This window comes from Thermosipho ferrireducens, from assembly GCF_017358165.1.
Classification (GTDB): Bacteria; Thermotogota; Thermotogae; order Thermotogales; family Fervidobacteriaceae; genus Thermosipho_B; species Thermosipho_B ferrireducens.
Genome location: NZ_CP071446.1, coordinates 612,570 through 627,414, shown reverse-complemented (window position 1 = coordinate 627,414; position 14,845 = coordinate 612,570). Strand labels below are relative to the sequence as shown.

Annotated in this window: 15 protein-coding genes; 2 read left to right on the top strand and 13 right to left on the bottom strand. The window is 32.6% G+C overall.

Annotation, left to right across the window (positions count from 1 at the left end):
• Window positions 1-191 precede the first annotated feature (191 nt).
• The gene (locus JYK00_RS03115) at window positions 192-1,586 is read right to left on the bottom strand and encodes an ATP-binding protein (RefSeq protein WP_207567242.1); all 1,395 of its coding nucleotides are present in this window, start codon (window positions 1,584-1,586) and stop codon (window positions 192-194) included.
• A gap of 602 nt (window positions 1,587-2,188) precedes the next feature.
• Here JYK00_RS03115 and JYK00_RS03110 point away from each other — a divergent pair.
• Both JYK00_RS03110 and JYK00_RS09905 read left to right on the top strand, forming a co-directional pair.
• The gene (locus JYK00_RS03110) at window positions 2,189-3,526 is read left to right on the top strand and encodes an MATE family efflux transporter (RefSeq protein WP_207567241.1); all 1,338 of its coding nucleotides are present in this window, start codon (window positions 2,189-2,191) and stop codon (window positions 3,524-3,526) included.
• Window positions 3,527-3,754, top strand: coding sequence for a GNAT family N-acetyltransferase (locus JYK00_RS09905; RefSeq protein ID WP_207567610.1), 228 nt, complete (start codon window positions 3,527-3,529; stop codon window positions 3,752-3,754).
• Between the two features lie 331 nt (window positions 3,755-4,085).
• Here the strand turns inward: JYK00_RS09905 and JYK00_RS03100 are convergent, their stop codons facing one another.
• The 12 genes from JYK00_RS03100 to JYK00_RS03045 all read right to left on the bottom strand — a co-directional run bounded on the left by JYK00_RS03100 (window position 4,086) and on the right by JYK00_RS03045 (window position 14,841).
• The gene (locus JYK00_RS03100) at window positions 4,086-5,027 is read right to left on the bottom strand and encodes a 5'-nucleotidase, lipoprotein e(P4) family (protein WP_207567240.1); all 942 of its coding nucleotides are present in this window, start codon (window positions 5,025-5,027) and stop codon (window positions 4,086-4,088) included.
• Between the two features lie 941 nt (window positions 5,028-5,968).
• Window positions 5,969-6,424, bottom strand: coding sequence for a protein-export chaperone SecB (locus JYK00_RS03095; RefSeq protein WP_207567239.1), 456 nt, complete (start codon window positions 6,422-6,424; stop codon window positions 5,969-5,971).
• Window positions 6,421-6,807: a helix-turn-helix domain-containing protein gene (locus JYK00_RS03090; RefSeq protein ID WP_207567238.1), complete on the bottom strand. Its 387-nt coding sequence runs from the start codon at window positions 6,805-6,807 to the stop codon at window positions 6,421-6,423. The genes JYK00_RS03095 and JYK00_RS03090 overlap by 4 nt, the downstream gene beginning before the upstream one ends.
• Window positions 6,804-7,118 (bottom strand): hypothetical protein, encoded by a 315-nt coding sequence (locus JYK00_RS03085; RefSeq protein ID WP_207567237.1) that lies wholly within the window; start codon window positions 7,116-7,118, stop codon window positions 6,804-6,806. Before JYK00_RS03085 ends, JYK00_RS03090 begins: the two co-directional genes overlap by 4 nt.
• A gap of 600 nt (window positions 7,119-7,718) precedes the next feature.
• Window positions 7,719-7,949 (bottom strand): type II toxin-antitoxin system HicA family toxin, encoded by a 231-nt coding sequence (locus JYK00_RS03080; RefSeq protein ID WP_207567236.1) that lies wholly within the window; start codon window positions 7,947-7,949, stop codon window positions 7,719-7,721.
• 1 nt (window position 7,950) lies between these two features.
• The gene (locus JYK00_RS03075; protein ID WP_207567235.1) at window positions 7,951-8,178 is read right to left on the bottom strand and encodes a type II toxin-antitoxin system HicB family antitoxin; all 228 of its coding nucleotides are present in this window, start codon (window positions 8,176-8,178) and stop codon (window positions 7,951-7,953) included.
• A 441-nt stretch (window positions 8,179-8,619) separates the two neighbouring features.
• The gene (locus JYK00_RS03070) at window positions 8,620-9,063 is read right to left on the bottom strand and encodes a hypothetical protein (RefSeq protein ID WP_207567234.1); all 444 of its coding nucleotides are present in this window, start codon (window positions 9,061-9,063) and stop codon (window positions 8,620-8,622) included.
• Window positions 9,048-9,542: a helix-turn-helix transcriptional regulator gene (locus JYK00_RS03065; protein WP_207567233.1), complete on the bottom strand. Its 495-nt coding sequence runs from the start codon at window positions 9,540-9,542 to the stop codon at window positions 9,048-9,050. Before JYK00_RS03065 ends, JYK00_RS03070 begins: the two co-directional genes overlap by 16 nt.
• Window positions 9,532-9,951, bottom strand: a complete 420-nt coding sequence (locus JYK00_RS03060) for a type II toxin-antitoxin system RelE/ParE family toxin (protein ID WP_207567232.1) — start codon at window positions 9,949-9,951, stop codon at window positions 9,532-9,534. Before JYK00_RS03060 ends, JYK00_RS03065 begins: the two co-directional genes overlap by 11 nt.
• Before the next feature lie 743 nt (window positions 9,952-10,694).
• Window positions 10,695-11,927 (bottom strand): RES domain-containing protein, encoded by a 1,233-nt coding sequence (locus JYK00_RS03055; protein WP_207567231.1) that lies wholly within the window; start codon window positions 11,925-11,927, stop codon window positions 10,695-10,697.
• Window positions 11,928-12,110: 183 nt separating this feature from the next.
• A complete protein-coding gene (locus JYK00_RS03050) occupies window positions 12,111-12,971 on the bottom strand; it encodes a DUF4209 domain-containing protein (RefSeq protein WP_207567230.1) in 861 nt (286 codons plus the stop codon).
• A gap of 1 nt (window position 12,972) precedes the next feature.
• Entirely contained in the window at window positions 12,973-14,841 is a 1,869-nt protein-coding gene (locus JYK00_RS03045) for a UvrD-helicase domain-containing protein (protein ID WP_207567229.1), read from the bottom strand.
• Window positions 14,842-14,845 lie beyond the last annotated feature (4 nt).

Genomic DNA, 14,845 nt, shown 5'->3' with positions numbered 1-14,845 from the left:
TAAAAATCAAAAGCCGGTGTAAATCACCGGCTTTTTTCTAACCTCGCCAATCCTTGCCAACATCGCTAAATCCAAGATTCCTCACCCTTCGGATTCAGAATGACATGAGTGGAGGTAAGATTCCTCATCACTAACGCTCCTCGGAATGACATGGGTGGAGAGCTAACTCTCGCCAATTAATTTCTCTATTTTCAAGAAAAATCAATTAAGTCGTTTAAACTAAATAGTAATATATTCTTACTGGCTTTTGCAAAATTAACAACCTCATCTGTAAAACCATTTTTTGAAAAATATACATAAAACTTGTTTTTAAAATCAAACAAAGCACTTTTAGCAATTAATTTCTCTATAACAGACATATCAACAATCCCATCTTTCCACTTACATTCTCCAAAAATAATACTTTCCTTATCATAAGCAACTATATCTATCTCTTCTTCCTGTTTCTTTATAGGATTATTCCCCCACCATTTTCCTATTTTTTCAAAAACAAATGGCAATTTCTCCTTTCCATTTATTCTTTTTAAATATTCAAATGCTATATTCTCAAACACAAGTCCTAAATAATCATTTATAAATGGTTTAATCTTTTTTTCCAACACATTATCTATTAATCTTTGTTCAATTAATTCTCTGTTTTTAAAGATAAATCTATACCAAAATCTAAAGAAATTATCTTTGATTTTGAAAACACTGCTTCTTCCAGTTTTCCCTATTGGTTCTGGTTTAACTTTTTCAACTATTTTTAAATTAATCAGCACTGTTATATATTTCGAAACTTTGGCATTATCAACCCTTATTTTGGTAGCAATTTCGTTCAATTTCGTTCTTCCCGTCGCAATTGCCTCTAAAATAGAATTGTATACCATTGGTTCTCTTAATTCTTCACGCAACAAAAATCTCGGTTCTTCATATAAATAAGACGATTTACTTAAAATTCTCTGTTTTACGTTTTCAAATACATCTAATTTTCCGTTAAAACTTACCAGATATTGAGGTGTTCCTCCTAAAATTCCATAAGTAATAACTTGTTCTTCCAAATTATATTCTGGGAAAAAGCTTCGACTATCAAAAAAATCAAATGGAGCAATTTCAAACTGTGCTGTTCTTCTCCCATACAATGGACTTTCATGACCCAATACCTCTTTTTCCATAAAACTTACATATGAACCACAAACAATCAAAAACAACTTAGTATTTTTCAAATGGTGATCTATCAATTTTTGCAAAATAGATGGTATACTTTTATTGGAATTTACAAGATATTGAAATTCATCAATTACTACTACCAATCTTTCTTTTTTTGACCTTTCACCCAAAAAATAAAACGCCTCTTCCCATGATTGAAAACCTCTCAAGCCATTTAAATGAAAATACGAAAAAACTTCTTTTGAAAATTTCTCCAAAGCTATACTGTCTACAGATTCATCAGCTACAAAAAAAATACAGGGTTTTTCTTTGCAAAATTCTAAAAGCAAAGTAGTTTTTCCAACTCGTCTTCGACCGTACACAACAACAAATTGAAATTCATTATCTTTATACAACTTATTCAAACTTTCCAGTTCATTTTCCCTACCTACAAACATATTATCACCTCATATATACTCATTAATAGCTAACTTATAAGTAAGTAACTCGTAAGTTAGTAATATTATACCACAAAATAAAACCTCAAACAAAACAGAAAAAAGCTTTTTGTAAACTCGCTAAATACAAGATTCCTCACCCTTCGGGTTCGGAATGACATGAGTGGGGGTAAGATTCCTCACCCTTCGGATTCGGAATGACATAAAAAGAGAGTGTCATCCCGAGCGTATGCGAGGGATCTTATTCTTTATTCTTCATTTTTTGTCATTCCGAGCGAATGTGAGGAGGATGTCATCCTGAGGAGCGCCAGCGACGAAGGATCTTATTCCTTATTGTCATTCCGAACGAACGTGAGGAATCTTGTTTTTTTACCAACTCTCGCTAACCTCGCCAATCTTGTTAATTATAAGATTCTTCGCCCTACGGGCTCAGAATGACAAAAAAGAATGTCATCCCGAGGAATATTTCTCTCCTGTCATCCCGAGGAACAAAGTGACGAGGGATCTTTTTTACTAACTCTCGCTAATCTTTGTGGTATCCTATTTTTTATGATAAAATTAGTTTCAAATGCGAACTGTTTGAAGTTATGGAGGTAATTATTGTGGGAATATATCGAAAAATCTTTAAAATAGCATTACCCATAGCTTTTCAGCAATTTCTTTTTACAAGTGTAAACTTTGTTGACACGGTCATGATAGGAAAATTAGGAGAAATTCCTATTGCCGCTGTTGGACTTTCAAACCAGTTTTTCTTTTTGTATAATCTTGTTTTGTTCGGACTTGTATCTGGAGGTGCAATATTTTTTGCCCAATTCTGGGGAAAGAAAGATGAAGATGGTTTAGCAAGAGCATCTGCACTTACCGTTATTTCTGCTCTTGGATTTTCTTTCGTATTCTTTGGATTGAGTTTTTTTGCTCCACAATTTGTAATGAGGTTTTATTCACCTGATCCAGAAGTTATATCATCTGGCATCAGTTATTTAAAAATAGTAGCGTTTTCCTATCCTGTGTTTGCAATAACCATGGTTTTCTCTTTTGCTCTTCGAAGTGTGGAAAAGGCGATTATTCCTATGTACACGTCTATTGTTGAGCTATCTGCAAACGTCTTTTTCAATTACGTACTCATATTTGGAAAACTCGGATTTCCAAGATTAGAAGTGATTGGAGCTGCGTGGGGAACACTTATAGCAAGAATTATAGGCCTTACTTCACTCCTGATAATTATTGAAATAAGAAGATTACCAGGACGATTCAACATATCGCACGTAAGGAAAATAAACAAAAATTTCATAAAACGATATTTTCATTACACACTTCCTACAGTTGGGAACGAATTTGCATGGTCTTTTGGAATGACAATGTACTCTGTTGTGTACGCGCACATGAGCACTCAGGTTATAGCTGCAAGAAATATCATGGGAACAATCGAAGGTTTTGCATTTTCATTCACCTTTTCAGTAGCTTCCGCCGCATCAGTCATAGTCGGTAACATTCTCGGGGCATCTCAATACGAAAAAGCATATGAAATATCCAAAAAAATTTTGAAACTTGCAGAACTTGTAGCGGTAATTGCCGGAACAATTACAGTTATCGTTACCTTATATGCTGTTAACCTTTTCGACGTATCAAACGATATCAAAAACCTGGTTAGAATTACTATGACAATATCAATGGGATTCATTCCCATTAAAGTTTTTAACGGTGTAAATATCGTAGGATTCCTCAGAGCTGGTGGTGATACAAGATTCTCATTCGCTCTTGAAGCTTCCACTTTGTGGCTTTTAGGAGTTCCACTTGCCGTTCTTTCAGGTCTGGTATTAAAATTGAATTTCCCGCTGGTGTATTTATTTACAATGTCAGACGAATTAACAAAAGCAGCAATATTACTCTGGAGATATAAAAGTAAAAAGTGGATAAAAAATGTAGTAGAAGGTATATAAATCAACCCCCACGCGCTATCTGCTTTAATTGATGAAATAATAATCTCAAAACCTTATAGAAATAGAGGAATAGGTAAAAAATTAATAGAGGCAGTTATTAAAGAATGTAAAAAAATAGGATGCTGCGAAATAGAAGTAAGCACAGAAAAGTCAAACATCAATGCCAAAAATTTTTATAAAAGTTTAGGATTTGCCGAAAAAGGTGTACTATTTGAAATAGATTTGTAAGACATAAAAGTTGGGAAGATTCTCCTTATTTTGTCATCCCCCCCTTTCCTGTCATCCCGAGGAACACAGTGACAAGGGATCTTTCTTCTCTGTCATCCTGAGGAGCGCCAGCGACGAAGGATCTTATTTTACCAACCTCGCTAATCTCGCCAACACTCGCCAAAATAAGATTCCTCACCCTATGGGCTCAGAATGACATAAATGGGGAGAAACCTCGCCAACCTCGCTAATACAAGATTCTTCGTTGTTTCACTCCTCAAAATGACAAAAAAAGAGAGGGATTTTATCCCTCTCTTTATCTGGTATATCACTAATTATAGTATTTATCATTTTATTCTTCTTTTTCCCATCTTATCAGATGCTCTTTCCTAACCTTATTCTTTTCTTCAGGACTTAAGCCCCAATTTCCATTGTAAACTGCTCCTTCCCAATCGCCATAAATTGGATTTGGCAGCACAATGAACTTTGTTCCCCATTTTTCTTTCATTTGCTCAACAAGCGCATTTCTTTCGTCTACTCCTTTGTGTCTAAAAACTGATGTAAAGTCATTTAAATTGTCTCCCATCAAAAGAACAATTTTATAATCTTTTGCAACAAGTTGTCTTCTTGGCTCTTTATCAGAAGTTGTAGTTCTTAACAAAACATGTTTTTCATCGGCAAATGGGAATCCAAACTTTTTCAAATTATCAATAGTCGCTTGTTTTACCTTCTCTTTTCTGTTAGAAATATAGAATACCTCTCCACCTTTTTCTGCAACATATTTGAGAAATTCTACTGCTCCTGGTAATGGTTTTGCTTCCCGTGCTTCGCACCATTCTGTCCATCCATAAGGATATGCGTATTCTGTTCCTATGTGTCCAGCATCGTATGGACTATTGTTTAATACTGTTTCATCAATATCAACGATTACAGCACGCGTTTTCGTTTCATCTGGATAGTTCTTAAGATCTGCATCAAAGAGCATCTTCGCAAAATTGAAGGCCTGATACGCCAACGCTCTCATTTCACCAGAAGTTTGATACCAGAGAGTAGCCATTACAAGCTGCTCATTCAGATCTTTTTGAGTGTATGCTGGTTTAAGTCTGAGCTTTTGACCAACAACAATCAAATCAGGATTTTCAATATTGTTATATTTAACAAGTTCTTCAACACTAAGGCCCGTTTCATTTGCTATCTTACTTAAAGTATCCCCAGCCTTTACAACATAAAAGTCAGCTGCAAAAATCGCAATAGAAACAAACAATACCGCAAACACAACTAACAACTTTTTCATACTTAACCCCTCCCTGTTTAAATCTGGCAACTTAATTATACTACTAAAAATTGACAAAATTGTTAAAAACTTAGGAGCATGCTTTCCCAAATCTTACCTCACTAACCTCGCCAACACTCGCCAAAATAAGATTCTTCACCCTATGGGCTCAGAATGACATAAATGGGGAGAAACCTCGCTAATCTCGCTAATACAAGATCCTTCGTCGTTTCACTCCTCAGGACAGGCCTTGCTAACCTTGCTGTTTTTTGTCATTCCGAACGAACGTGAGGAATCTTGTTTTTTTACTAACCTCGCCAACTCTCGCTAATCTCGCCAATTTCTCACATCTGTCGAAGGCTGTCGAAATTTGTCGAGCTTGTCGACGGTGTCGAGGTTATAAACTTAAGGATCTTACTCCCTGTCATTCCGAGCAAAGCGAGGAATCTTATTTTTTTTACTAATCTCGCCAATCTCGCTAATTATAAGATTCCTCACCCTTCGGGTTCGGAATGACATGAGTGGGGGTAAGATTCCTCGTCACATGCGCTCCTCGGAATGACACGGAGGGGGAAATTCCTCGCCTTCTCGCTCTCAGGAATGATCCCTTTTTCTTGTCATCCCGAGGAATGTAATGACGAGGGATCTTATTCCTTGCCGTTCCGAACGCACGTGAGGAATCTATTCCTTATTCTTCATTTTTTGTCATTCCGTGCGAATGTGAGGGGGATGTCATCCTGAGAAGTGCCAGCGACGAAGGATCTTATTTTACCAACACTCGCTAACCTCGCCAACCTCGCTAACCTCGCCAATATTGTTATTTTAAGATTCTTCGTCGTTTCACTCCTCAGAATGACAAAGAAAAGAAAGATTCTTCGCCCTACGGGCTCAGAATGACAAAAAAGGGGAATGTCATCCCGAGGAATGTAATGACGAGGGATCTTATTTCTTTACTGACCTCGCTAATCTCCCTTTTTAATATTCCCTTCTTTGAAACGTTTTTCATACGTTTTCAAAAGATTTATTAATGGCAACACAATAGGTTTGTTCCCTGTCTGCGAAGTAAAAGAAATAATCACACTTCTTGAAATCATTATCAAGTTTGCAAATCCACTTGTGGAGCAAAGCTTCAAAAATTCCTCTTCATTTATTTCCGTAGAAGCGCTAAAAAGTCCAGATATTGAACACTTTACTTTTACAGGAACAGTTCTACCGCTTTTCCCTTTTATCTGTATATCTAAATCTAATCGACTTAAATATTTATTACTCTTATCTTCTAATACAGGTTTTCCAATTTTAGTATTAATCAATACTTCATAATTAATGTTTTTAATTTCTTTAAATGATGCGTTGATATATTCAAACTTTGTAATCCTGTAATCCAAAAATTCAAGAATACTTTTTTGAGCTTTCATCATGATACTCTTTCCCACACTTTTTCTATGGAATCTACATAATATCTTTCAAAGTTACTTTCTTTGTCATTAATCACAATATTATATTTCTCATATCCCTTGCTCTTATCGGTTATCTCAATTTCCGCATCTAAAGCTTTCAACACTTTGAAAAGAAACTTAAGAGTTGGATTAGAACTGAAGTTCTCGAACCTTGAAATCGCACTTTGTTTTGTTCCAAGTTTTTTTGCCAATTCTTTTTGTGAAATTCTTTTTTCTACTCTTAACTTCACTATCTGAGAAACTATCTTTATAAGAAAATTTTCATATTCTTCATCTTCATCAAAGGCTCTCAATTCAAATTTGTCTAATTCATCATTTTCAATTAACTCTTTTAATTTTCTCATTTCCAACCAACCTCCTTTATTAATCTTTCTAATTTGTTTTGTGCAGCTTTTAATCTTTTGGGTTCTTTTTCAGTCTTATACTCTGCATCAAGAATCATTATCCTTTCATTATCTGGAAATATTGTAAAATAAACTCTAAACACACCTTCTTTACTCTGCTTTGGTATACGTAATTCATAAAAATTGTCTCCTAATCTTACAATCGTCTTATTTTTATGACTCAAGCACTGCTCTTCTTCTAAAATTGTGTATACAATGTCTGCACCTATTTTGTCCAGTTGAAAAAGTTTGGCTTTTAATTTTCTATACATATTCTTATTTATTTTTTTCTATCAGCGTTTTCAATCTTCTTGTAGCAGAGGATTCATCATCTGGAAAGTATCTTATATACCCCATAACTCCTCCTTATTATATAACATATGTGTTATATTCAAAATATTCAAATTATTATAATTAAACATAATTAAAACCAATTATTACATTATAATATGCGGTTTCTTTCAAAACGATACATTTAACATTTTGATGCTACAAAAACCATCTTTTCTCAAAAAAATCGTCTCACCAAAAAAACATATAATTTCGTTATCAAAATTCATCAATCCAAGCGTAATATTATAGTTACATAACAGATGGATTATATCATACTCAATTACAAAAACGAAAACCACAGGGTTTCCTGTGGCTTTTGTTTGTTTTAATTTTTTTCTTTTCTTTAAGCTTACTAACATTCGCTTTCTTGTCATCTTGAGGAACGTCAGTGACGAAGGAGCTTTTCCTTATTGTCATTCCGAGTAAAGCTAAGGGAATGTCATCCCGAGGAACAAAGTGACGAGGGATCTTATTTTTTTGTCATTCCGAGCAAAGCGAGGAATCTTGTTTTTAATGACATACAGGCAGCGATAGGAATGCTACTTACTAAGTAATTTCAAAAATTCTTTTTCAGTTAATCCCATGTCTCGTATTATGCTTTTCAACAGCTTGGGATGTAAAATCTTTCCGGAGTGAAATGGAACCGTTACACGCTTTCCTTCTGAATTCTTGTAAATTCGGTGACTACCACTTGAACGTACAAGTATAAACCCATGACTTTCAAGAATTGGGATTATTTCTCTTGCTGTTAGTCGTGGTAGCCTGGGCATATCATACCTCAACTACTGTCAAAGAAACACTCTCTGCTCTCGGGATTTCTTCACCGCTTGCCAATCTATCTTCAATGTGCAAAGTTATAGCATCTTTTATGCTCTCAACTGCTTCTTCATAAGTATTTCCCTGAGTATAGCATCCCTGAAGTTCAGGGCAGTATGCAAAATATCCATTCTCATCTTTCTCAATCACAACGGTAAATTTATACTTTGTATGTTTCTCCATACTCTCACCTCAGAATCATTATATCACATACCTATCTGCTGAGTGTAATTTCTAACTTTTTGTCTCTGTCAAAAAGATGGATGTCTCTTTAAACTTGATCCCTCACATCCTTTGCTCCCAGGAATGACAACCCTTTCTCCTGTCATCCTGAAGAGCAGGAAGACGAAGGATCTTTTCCCTATTGTCATTCCGAACGAACGTGAGGGGGATGTCATCCTGAGGAGCGCCAGCGACGAAGGATCTTATTTTACCAATCTCGCTAATCTTACTAACCTCGCTAACTCTCGCTAAATACAAGATTCCTCGTCGCATACGCTCCTCGGAATGACACACGCGGGGACTAACCTCGCCAATCTTGCTAACCTCGCTAATCTCGCCAATCTCGCCAATCTCGCTAATTATAAGATTCCTCACCCTTCGGGTTCGGAATGAAACAACTATCTATTTCAAAAAAGGTAAAATGATTGGTCTAATTCCTACTCGTGCAAGATTTGTATAAAAAATTTCCCTGATAAATGGCCATGTTATTTTTACAAGTTGCTTACCAATGAAAAATTCTTTAAGAGCATTGTCCGAAAAAATTTCATCTATCGAATCTTTACTAATCTGAAGATTCACAACCAGGTCTATTTCATCTTTAAATATTATCTTTTCTTTTTCAGATATAACTATCTCATACCCCATAATCGCTCTACCTTTTGCAACATCTATTTCTGTATTATCTTTTTTAACACTTACTCTAACATCAAAATTTCCTGGTGTAGGTTTATGCATATCATCATAAAAAGTGTACCGATCAGATTTAACCCAGATATCTTCCAATTCAAGACCTTTCAAAAATTCAGAATACTTTTTTAACTGCTCCTTAGTTAACTTAGCAGGCATAATTCATCCTCCAATTCAGGTATCTTCTCATCAATGTATCCTTCTATTTCAGGTTGTGAAACTTTTTCACTTAATTCATAACTTCTTATGCGCTCCAGAAGCATCTTAAGTGATACTTCTATTATTTGTTCTTTGGGTTTATTATATCTTTTCAATAATGTCTCTAAAACCTTTTTTGATTCATCCGTCAGTTTTATAACATCATTCCCTTTAGCAGTTATAAATAAGTCTCCTCCAAGTGCAGAGACAATTTTAAACATCATTTTATAACTTAAATTTTGCTTTCCTCTTTCTATTCTGGAAATATTAGTCCTTGAAGTGCCTAAAATATTTGCTAAATCTTCTTGACTTAAGTTTTTTTTATATCTCATTTCAATTATTTCATGAATGAAGTTAATTAAAGGTTTCCTTTCATTATAAAGTCTTTTTAGTTCCTCATTTTTCTCAAAAAGTATCTTTTTCACTTCTTCATGTCTCATTTCTTTCTCTCCTCCTTATAAATCGTTTCAATCGTTTTTCGGCGTCGTTTATCTCTTTTTGTTGCTCATTTTTTCCTTTTTTAAAATGCCCTGATAATAGCACAATGATTTTATGTTGTTTTACAACCCCGAAATAAATACGAATCACTTTTCTAAGCTTTTTGGATCTTGCACGATACTCATAAAGACGCCCGCTGGAAGATTCTAATTTTTTGATTATCTCTTGCTCAAACATTTCTGATGGAATACCTTTTCCCTCGTCAATTTTATCGGCAAAATTAGTTAAAAAATCAATTACGATAGCTTTATCATTTTCTGCAATAGTTTCTAAAAACTCCAGAACATAATTTTTTCCGTTGTCTTCATCAAAATAATATAGTTTATAACTTTTCCAATAAAACTGTCCCATCTTCTTACCACCTTATTGTATCATATATGATACACCGGAGTCAAATTTTAAATGGATTGATTATATCCAGATATAATAAGGGGATCTTATTTTTTGTCATTCCGAACGCATGTGAGGAATCTTGTTTTTTTGTTATCACTTTTTTGTCATTCTGAACGCGCAAGCATGAAGAATCTTATTATCCTTTCGAAAAACATGTCATCCTGAGAAATGCAGCAACCAAAGTTCTTGTTCCTTTACCAACCTCGCTAACTCTCGCCAATTTCGCTAATCTTGCTAATTTAAGATTCCTCGTCGCTGCGCTCCTCGGAATGACAAAAAGAACAAGGTTCTTTGCACTCCGTGCTCAGAATGACTAAAAAAGAATGTCATCCCGAGGAACGAAGTGACGAGGGATCTTATTTTTTTGTCATCCCGAACGCATGTGAGGGGGGTGTCATCCTGAGGAGCAGGAAGGCGAAGGATCTTTTCCCTATTGTCATTCCGAACGAATGTGAGGAATCTTATTTTTTTACTAACCTCGCCAATCTCGCCAACACTCGCCAATTATAAGATTCCTCGTCGCATGTGCTCCTCGGAATGACATGGAAGGAGTATTCTTTGCCGTTTCGCTCCTTGGAATGACTCTTTTCTTTTCCTGTAATTCCGAGGAATGTAATTACGGAACGTTATTTTTTACTAACCTTTTTGTTTGGTTTTGCTTCAGTTTTCTTAATTAAATCCACCATGAAGTATTTACTTCCTTATTTTTCACTAACAACCTGGACAAGTTCATAATCATGACTAATACTTTTTATTACGCAATTGTATAAATATTTCAAACACAAATAATTTTCAAAACACTCTATTTCACTATTTTTAGGTCCAAAAAATAAAACATAATTATAATGACCTCTGTTTAAAGAACTTTCATATTTTATTCCCTTATAACCAAGTTTTCTAATATATTCAGATAATACCTGTGTTGGTACATATTCTATGTCTGTATTATCATCTGGTTTCATTGGTTTGCTAATTTCTTCAGAAAATTTGTATACAAAGTAGTTCATAAGCATTCTTGTGTCGTGATCATAATTTTCACAAAATATGCTTTTTATAGGATTTCCAGTTAAATCTAATATTTCTATATTCCTTTTTAATTCAAATTCACCAACAATAACTTTGTCTAAAAATTGCGGATTAATTTCTTTGATACAGGTTTCTTCATCCCCAGATAAATACATATAAGATATACCAGTAGGACTAAATCTATTGTTTTTAGTTTTCTCTACTGGTGCTGGACCAATATCATCTGGCTTTTTCAAACTTTCTAAAGAATCATTATAAATCCTAGCTCTGAACAACCTTTCACCTTTTAAAAGATTAATACGTAGCTTACTAAATATAATTTTAAGTTTTTCCAATAACTTTTCTCTCTTTTTATCTTTATCCATATCAAAAAACCTATATCTATACTTAGTAACTTTCTTAAACTCATCCCACGAATTATATAGTTTTTTCTTTTTATCTTTTGCTTTGTCTGAATAATATAACTCATCTTTTAACATCCAGTTTGGAGTTTCAATATCAGAATACAAGTCATTGTCTCCCCTGATCATTTCACGAAAATTTGGTTTAATAGAATCCATTAACCTTTGTAAAAACTCTTTTGCTTTAGGTTCACTTAATTCATCTGAAAATATACTTTCGTCATAATACAAAATATCAAATATCGATTTTCCTGAATCTTTACCTGTAACAGGATCTGCATATCTTTTTTCCTCTGGATGCCAGAACGCTTCATTTTCAACTATATCATATGCTTTCCTAAAACCATATATAATAAACTCAGCAACTAACTCAAAATCAGCAACAGAAACTTCAGATCTGCCACATACATCGCAAGTTCCTTCAAAACCTTTTTCTTTTACAAACTTTTTAATATATTCATCTTTAAAACATTCTGCACAACAATACTTGCTTTTTTTTAAATTCATCTTTTCACCTCTAAACTTAAATATAATCTGTAGTTAGTATCTAAAAATTAAATTTAAGGCTTAGCACTTTTCTTCTTTTGAAATTCTAATAGATTAGAAAATACACGTCAATTAAAAGAAATTTTTATATTTTAGACATTCAACTCGTTGTTTCTAAAACTTTTTTAGCAAAGAAAAGTACGATTATTCTCTAAGCAACGCAAGACATATTAAAACATGAAACACTCTATCAGCAACCACTTGATTAAAACTTTGTAAATCACTTATACCATGACACACATCATTGCGAATATTCCAACCTCTGACATCAGTAAATAAAGCCTTTAGATATAAACACATATCTTCACTCAATACAGCTATTATTTTCTCATCGCTCAATAAACCATATAATGTTTTATAATTAAATCCATTAAAACGATTTTGAGTTAAAATAGGTACTCCTATTATTTGGGCTAAATTTCTAACTAATGCCTCAATTTGCGGAACTAAAATGTGTATAGCAACTAAATAATCATTATTTAAATATGTTCCTATTCCCCTAATAAAAAACTCTTTTCTTTCATCTTCAAAAATTGGAGAATTATAAAGATATTCCACAACAGTTTCAGTATTCAAATTAAATTTATTCTTTAAAGTAATTACCGTTTCATGTAAGAGAAAAGAGTTAATTTGCATATTCTGCGGAATTTGAAATATTGAATGTCCATCAATATCCTCTCGTATAGGATCTACAGTTGCAATAATTCGTCCTTTATGATCTATAATTTCTCGAGGAATTAAAAAAGAAAGTGGATATTTTTTTAATATATCTTTTAACAATTCCAATGTTTCATCTTTCCTGGGGATAAAATACATGGCAATTTTCTCCAAAGCAGCTTCTAATTCTCCTTCAACTACTTTATCGATAGCTTTTTTAAATTTTTCTGAAGAAATCTTAATTGATATTTCTATTTCTGAAAGTTCTGATAATATTTCCTGGTTTAATTCTTTGATTTTAATTAAGACTTTCTTTGCTTCATTCTTTAAATAGTAAAATAGTTCCAACCTACAGTTCTATTATTTCACAATTATCAATTTTCTCTTTATAATTTTCAATAGTATTCTTATGTACAGCAATACAAAGTAATTTTTTAGGCCGACTTATACCTACATAAACTACTCTTAATGTTTTTTCTAAAATATCTTTACTACTACTACTTTTTTTATTATTGAACAAGTACTCTAATATCCTTTCGATGTCAGTTTTTTTCTTAAAAAAAGTTTCTAAATACAGTGTAGCAGTATGTGTCTCACCTTTTACACCGTGAACTGTATCAATAAACACTTTTATGTCATCCCTGGTATATTTATTTTCATTTTTCTTTACAGACATCAATTTTTTCATGTGCTCTTTAAGTATCTCTCTAAAATTCTTAACTTCTAAAATACCAAGTTGCTTAAAAAGTCCTCTATTGATAAAGTTATAAATCTCTTCAACTATATTCTCGGTAGTATCCTTGTATCTAAAATACCAATTTATACAATTTTTTCTTAATTGAGTATAAAAATCATTATAGTTTTCTTCTAGAAAATATATTACGTTTTTTTTGCTAATATCATTGAAAATATTACTATTGTCTTTTAAAAAATCCATAATGCTATTTATTATGGCATCAAATAAGTTTACAACTTTGTTACTTTTCATAGAAGCATATGTGCTTTTTTCAAATTCAGAATAATATGATCTTATTGTTAACCCTTTATCATTATCAGTACTTTTCCTCCAACCAATTGCTTTAAAAATTTTCCCTTCGCTTTCCAAGTCATACGTTTTTATTAAATCGACAAATTTATCAAGGACTTTATCAATACTGTTATCATCAAAAATAATAATGTGTGGTTTAAAAGAATCAATTTTATCATTTCCTGTTATTTCAAACCCGCTTTTTGTTTTTAAATTATTTACAAAAAATGCTATATTTTTACCGAATCTTTTACTTGATGATATATACATTGGCTTTTCTTTTACTTTCCATTCTATACCTCCACTGTCATCCTCATCATTAAAAATAGCTTGATTTGGATCTCCAAATCTTTGGATCGTAACTTTCGTATCATCAAAAATTCTATTTAAAATATCTATTTGATACTTTCTGGTATCTTGCATTTCATCAATAAAAACGTATTTAAATCTATTTAAGAAATAATCTTTTAAGATTGGAAATTTATCTATGTATGCATTTGCAAAAGAATAAGCTAATTCGTATTTTAAAATTCCATTTTCTTTTATTAGTTTTTTCCACAAAAGCTCTTTTGTTTGCTCATATGTGGGGGTTTCCTTACCTGGATTTCTCTTTTTAAAAATTTTTAATTCTATATTTCCGTCTCCTTTTACTTTAATTTTTACTTTTACTAATGCTTTTATTTTTTCATTCCATTTACTTCCAAATCTTTTTTCTAAACTCACATGCAAACTCTTATATTCTTTTGAATTAAAAAGTTTTTCTATTGCTTTTTTATACATCATGTCATCTATAGCTCTTAAATTCTTTTTAAACATATACTTATACATAGGTATTGCTAAAAATTTATCCACAAACTTTTGAATAGTTCCAAAAAAATTAGGATAATCAAATAATATTTTACTTTTCTCTCCTAGTTTATTTTTAATTTCGTTAATAGCAACATTTGTATGAGTCAGTACGCAAATACCTTTTCTATCAGGAAGTGGTATTCTATTTAATAGTATTATTAATTTTGCCAACAAAACTGTTGTTTTACCACTTCCAGGTGCAGCTACTATATCAATAGATCTATCAAAACATTTTATTATTTTCTTTTCTTCCTTTCCAAAATATCCACCCTGTGGAAACAGTATTTTTTCAACATTATCTATTTCTTCATCACTAACAATTATAATTTCCCTATTAGTCATACAT

Excerpts from the sequence above, each read along its gene's own strand:
- JYK00_RS03115 (WP_207567242.1), bottom strand. The coding sequence starts at position 1,586 with ATGTTTGTAGGTAGGGAAAATGAACTGGAAAGTTTGAATAAGTTGTAT.
- JYK00_RS03100 (WP_207567240.1), bottom strand. The coding sequence starts at position 5,027 with ATGAAAAAGTTGTTAGTTGTGTTTGCGGTATTGTTTGTTTCTATTGCG.
- JYK00_RS03095 (WP_207567239.1), bottom strand. The coding sequence starts at position 6,424 with ATGATGAAAGCTCAAAAAAGTATTCTTGAATTTTTGGATTACAGGATT.
- JYK00_RS03090 (WP_207567238.1), bottom strand. The coding sequence starts at position 6,807 with ATGAGAAAATTAAAAGAGTTAATTGAAAATGATGAATTAGACAAATTT.
- JYK00_RS03085 (WP_207567237.1), bottom strand. The coding sequence starts at position 7,118 with ATGTATAGAAAATTAAAAGCCAAACTTTTTCAACTGGACAAAATAGGT.
- JYK00_RS03080 (WP_207567236.1), bottom strand. The coding sequence starts at position 7,949 with ATGCCCAGGCTACCACGACTAACAGCAAGAGAAATAATCCCAATTCTT.
- JYK00_RS03075 (WP_207567235.1), bottom strand. The coding sequence starts at position 8,178 with ATGGAGAAACATACAAAGTATAAATTTACCGTTGTGATTGAGAAAGAT.
- JYK00_RS03070 (WP_207567234.1), bottom strand. The coding sequence starts at position 9,063 with ATGCCTGCTAAGTTAACTAAGGAGCAGTTAAAAAAGTATTCTGAATTT.
- JYK00_RS03065 (WP_207567233.1), bottom strand. The coding sequence starts at position 9,542 with ATGAGACATGAAGAAGTGAAAAAGATACTTTTTGAGAAAAATGAGGAA.
- JYK00_RS03060 (WP_207567232.1), bottom strand. The coding sequence starts at position 9,951 with ATGGGACAGTTTTATTGGAAAAGTTATAAACTATATTATTTTGATGAA.
- JYK00_RS03055 (WP_207567231.1), bottom strand. The coding sequence starts at position 11,927 with ATGAATTTAAAAAAAAGCAAGTATTGTTGTGCAGAATGTTTTAAAGAT.
- JYK00_RS03045 (WP_207567229.1), bottom strand. The coding sequence starts at position 14,841 with ATGACTAATAGGGAAATTATAATTGTTAGTGATGAAGAAATAGATAAT.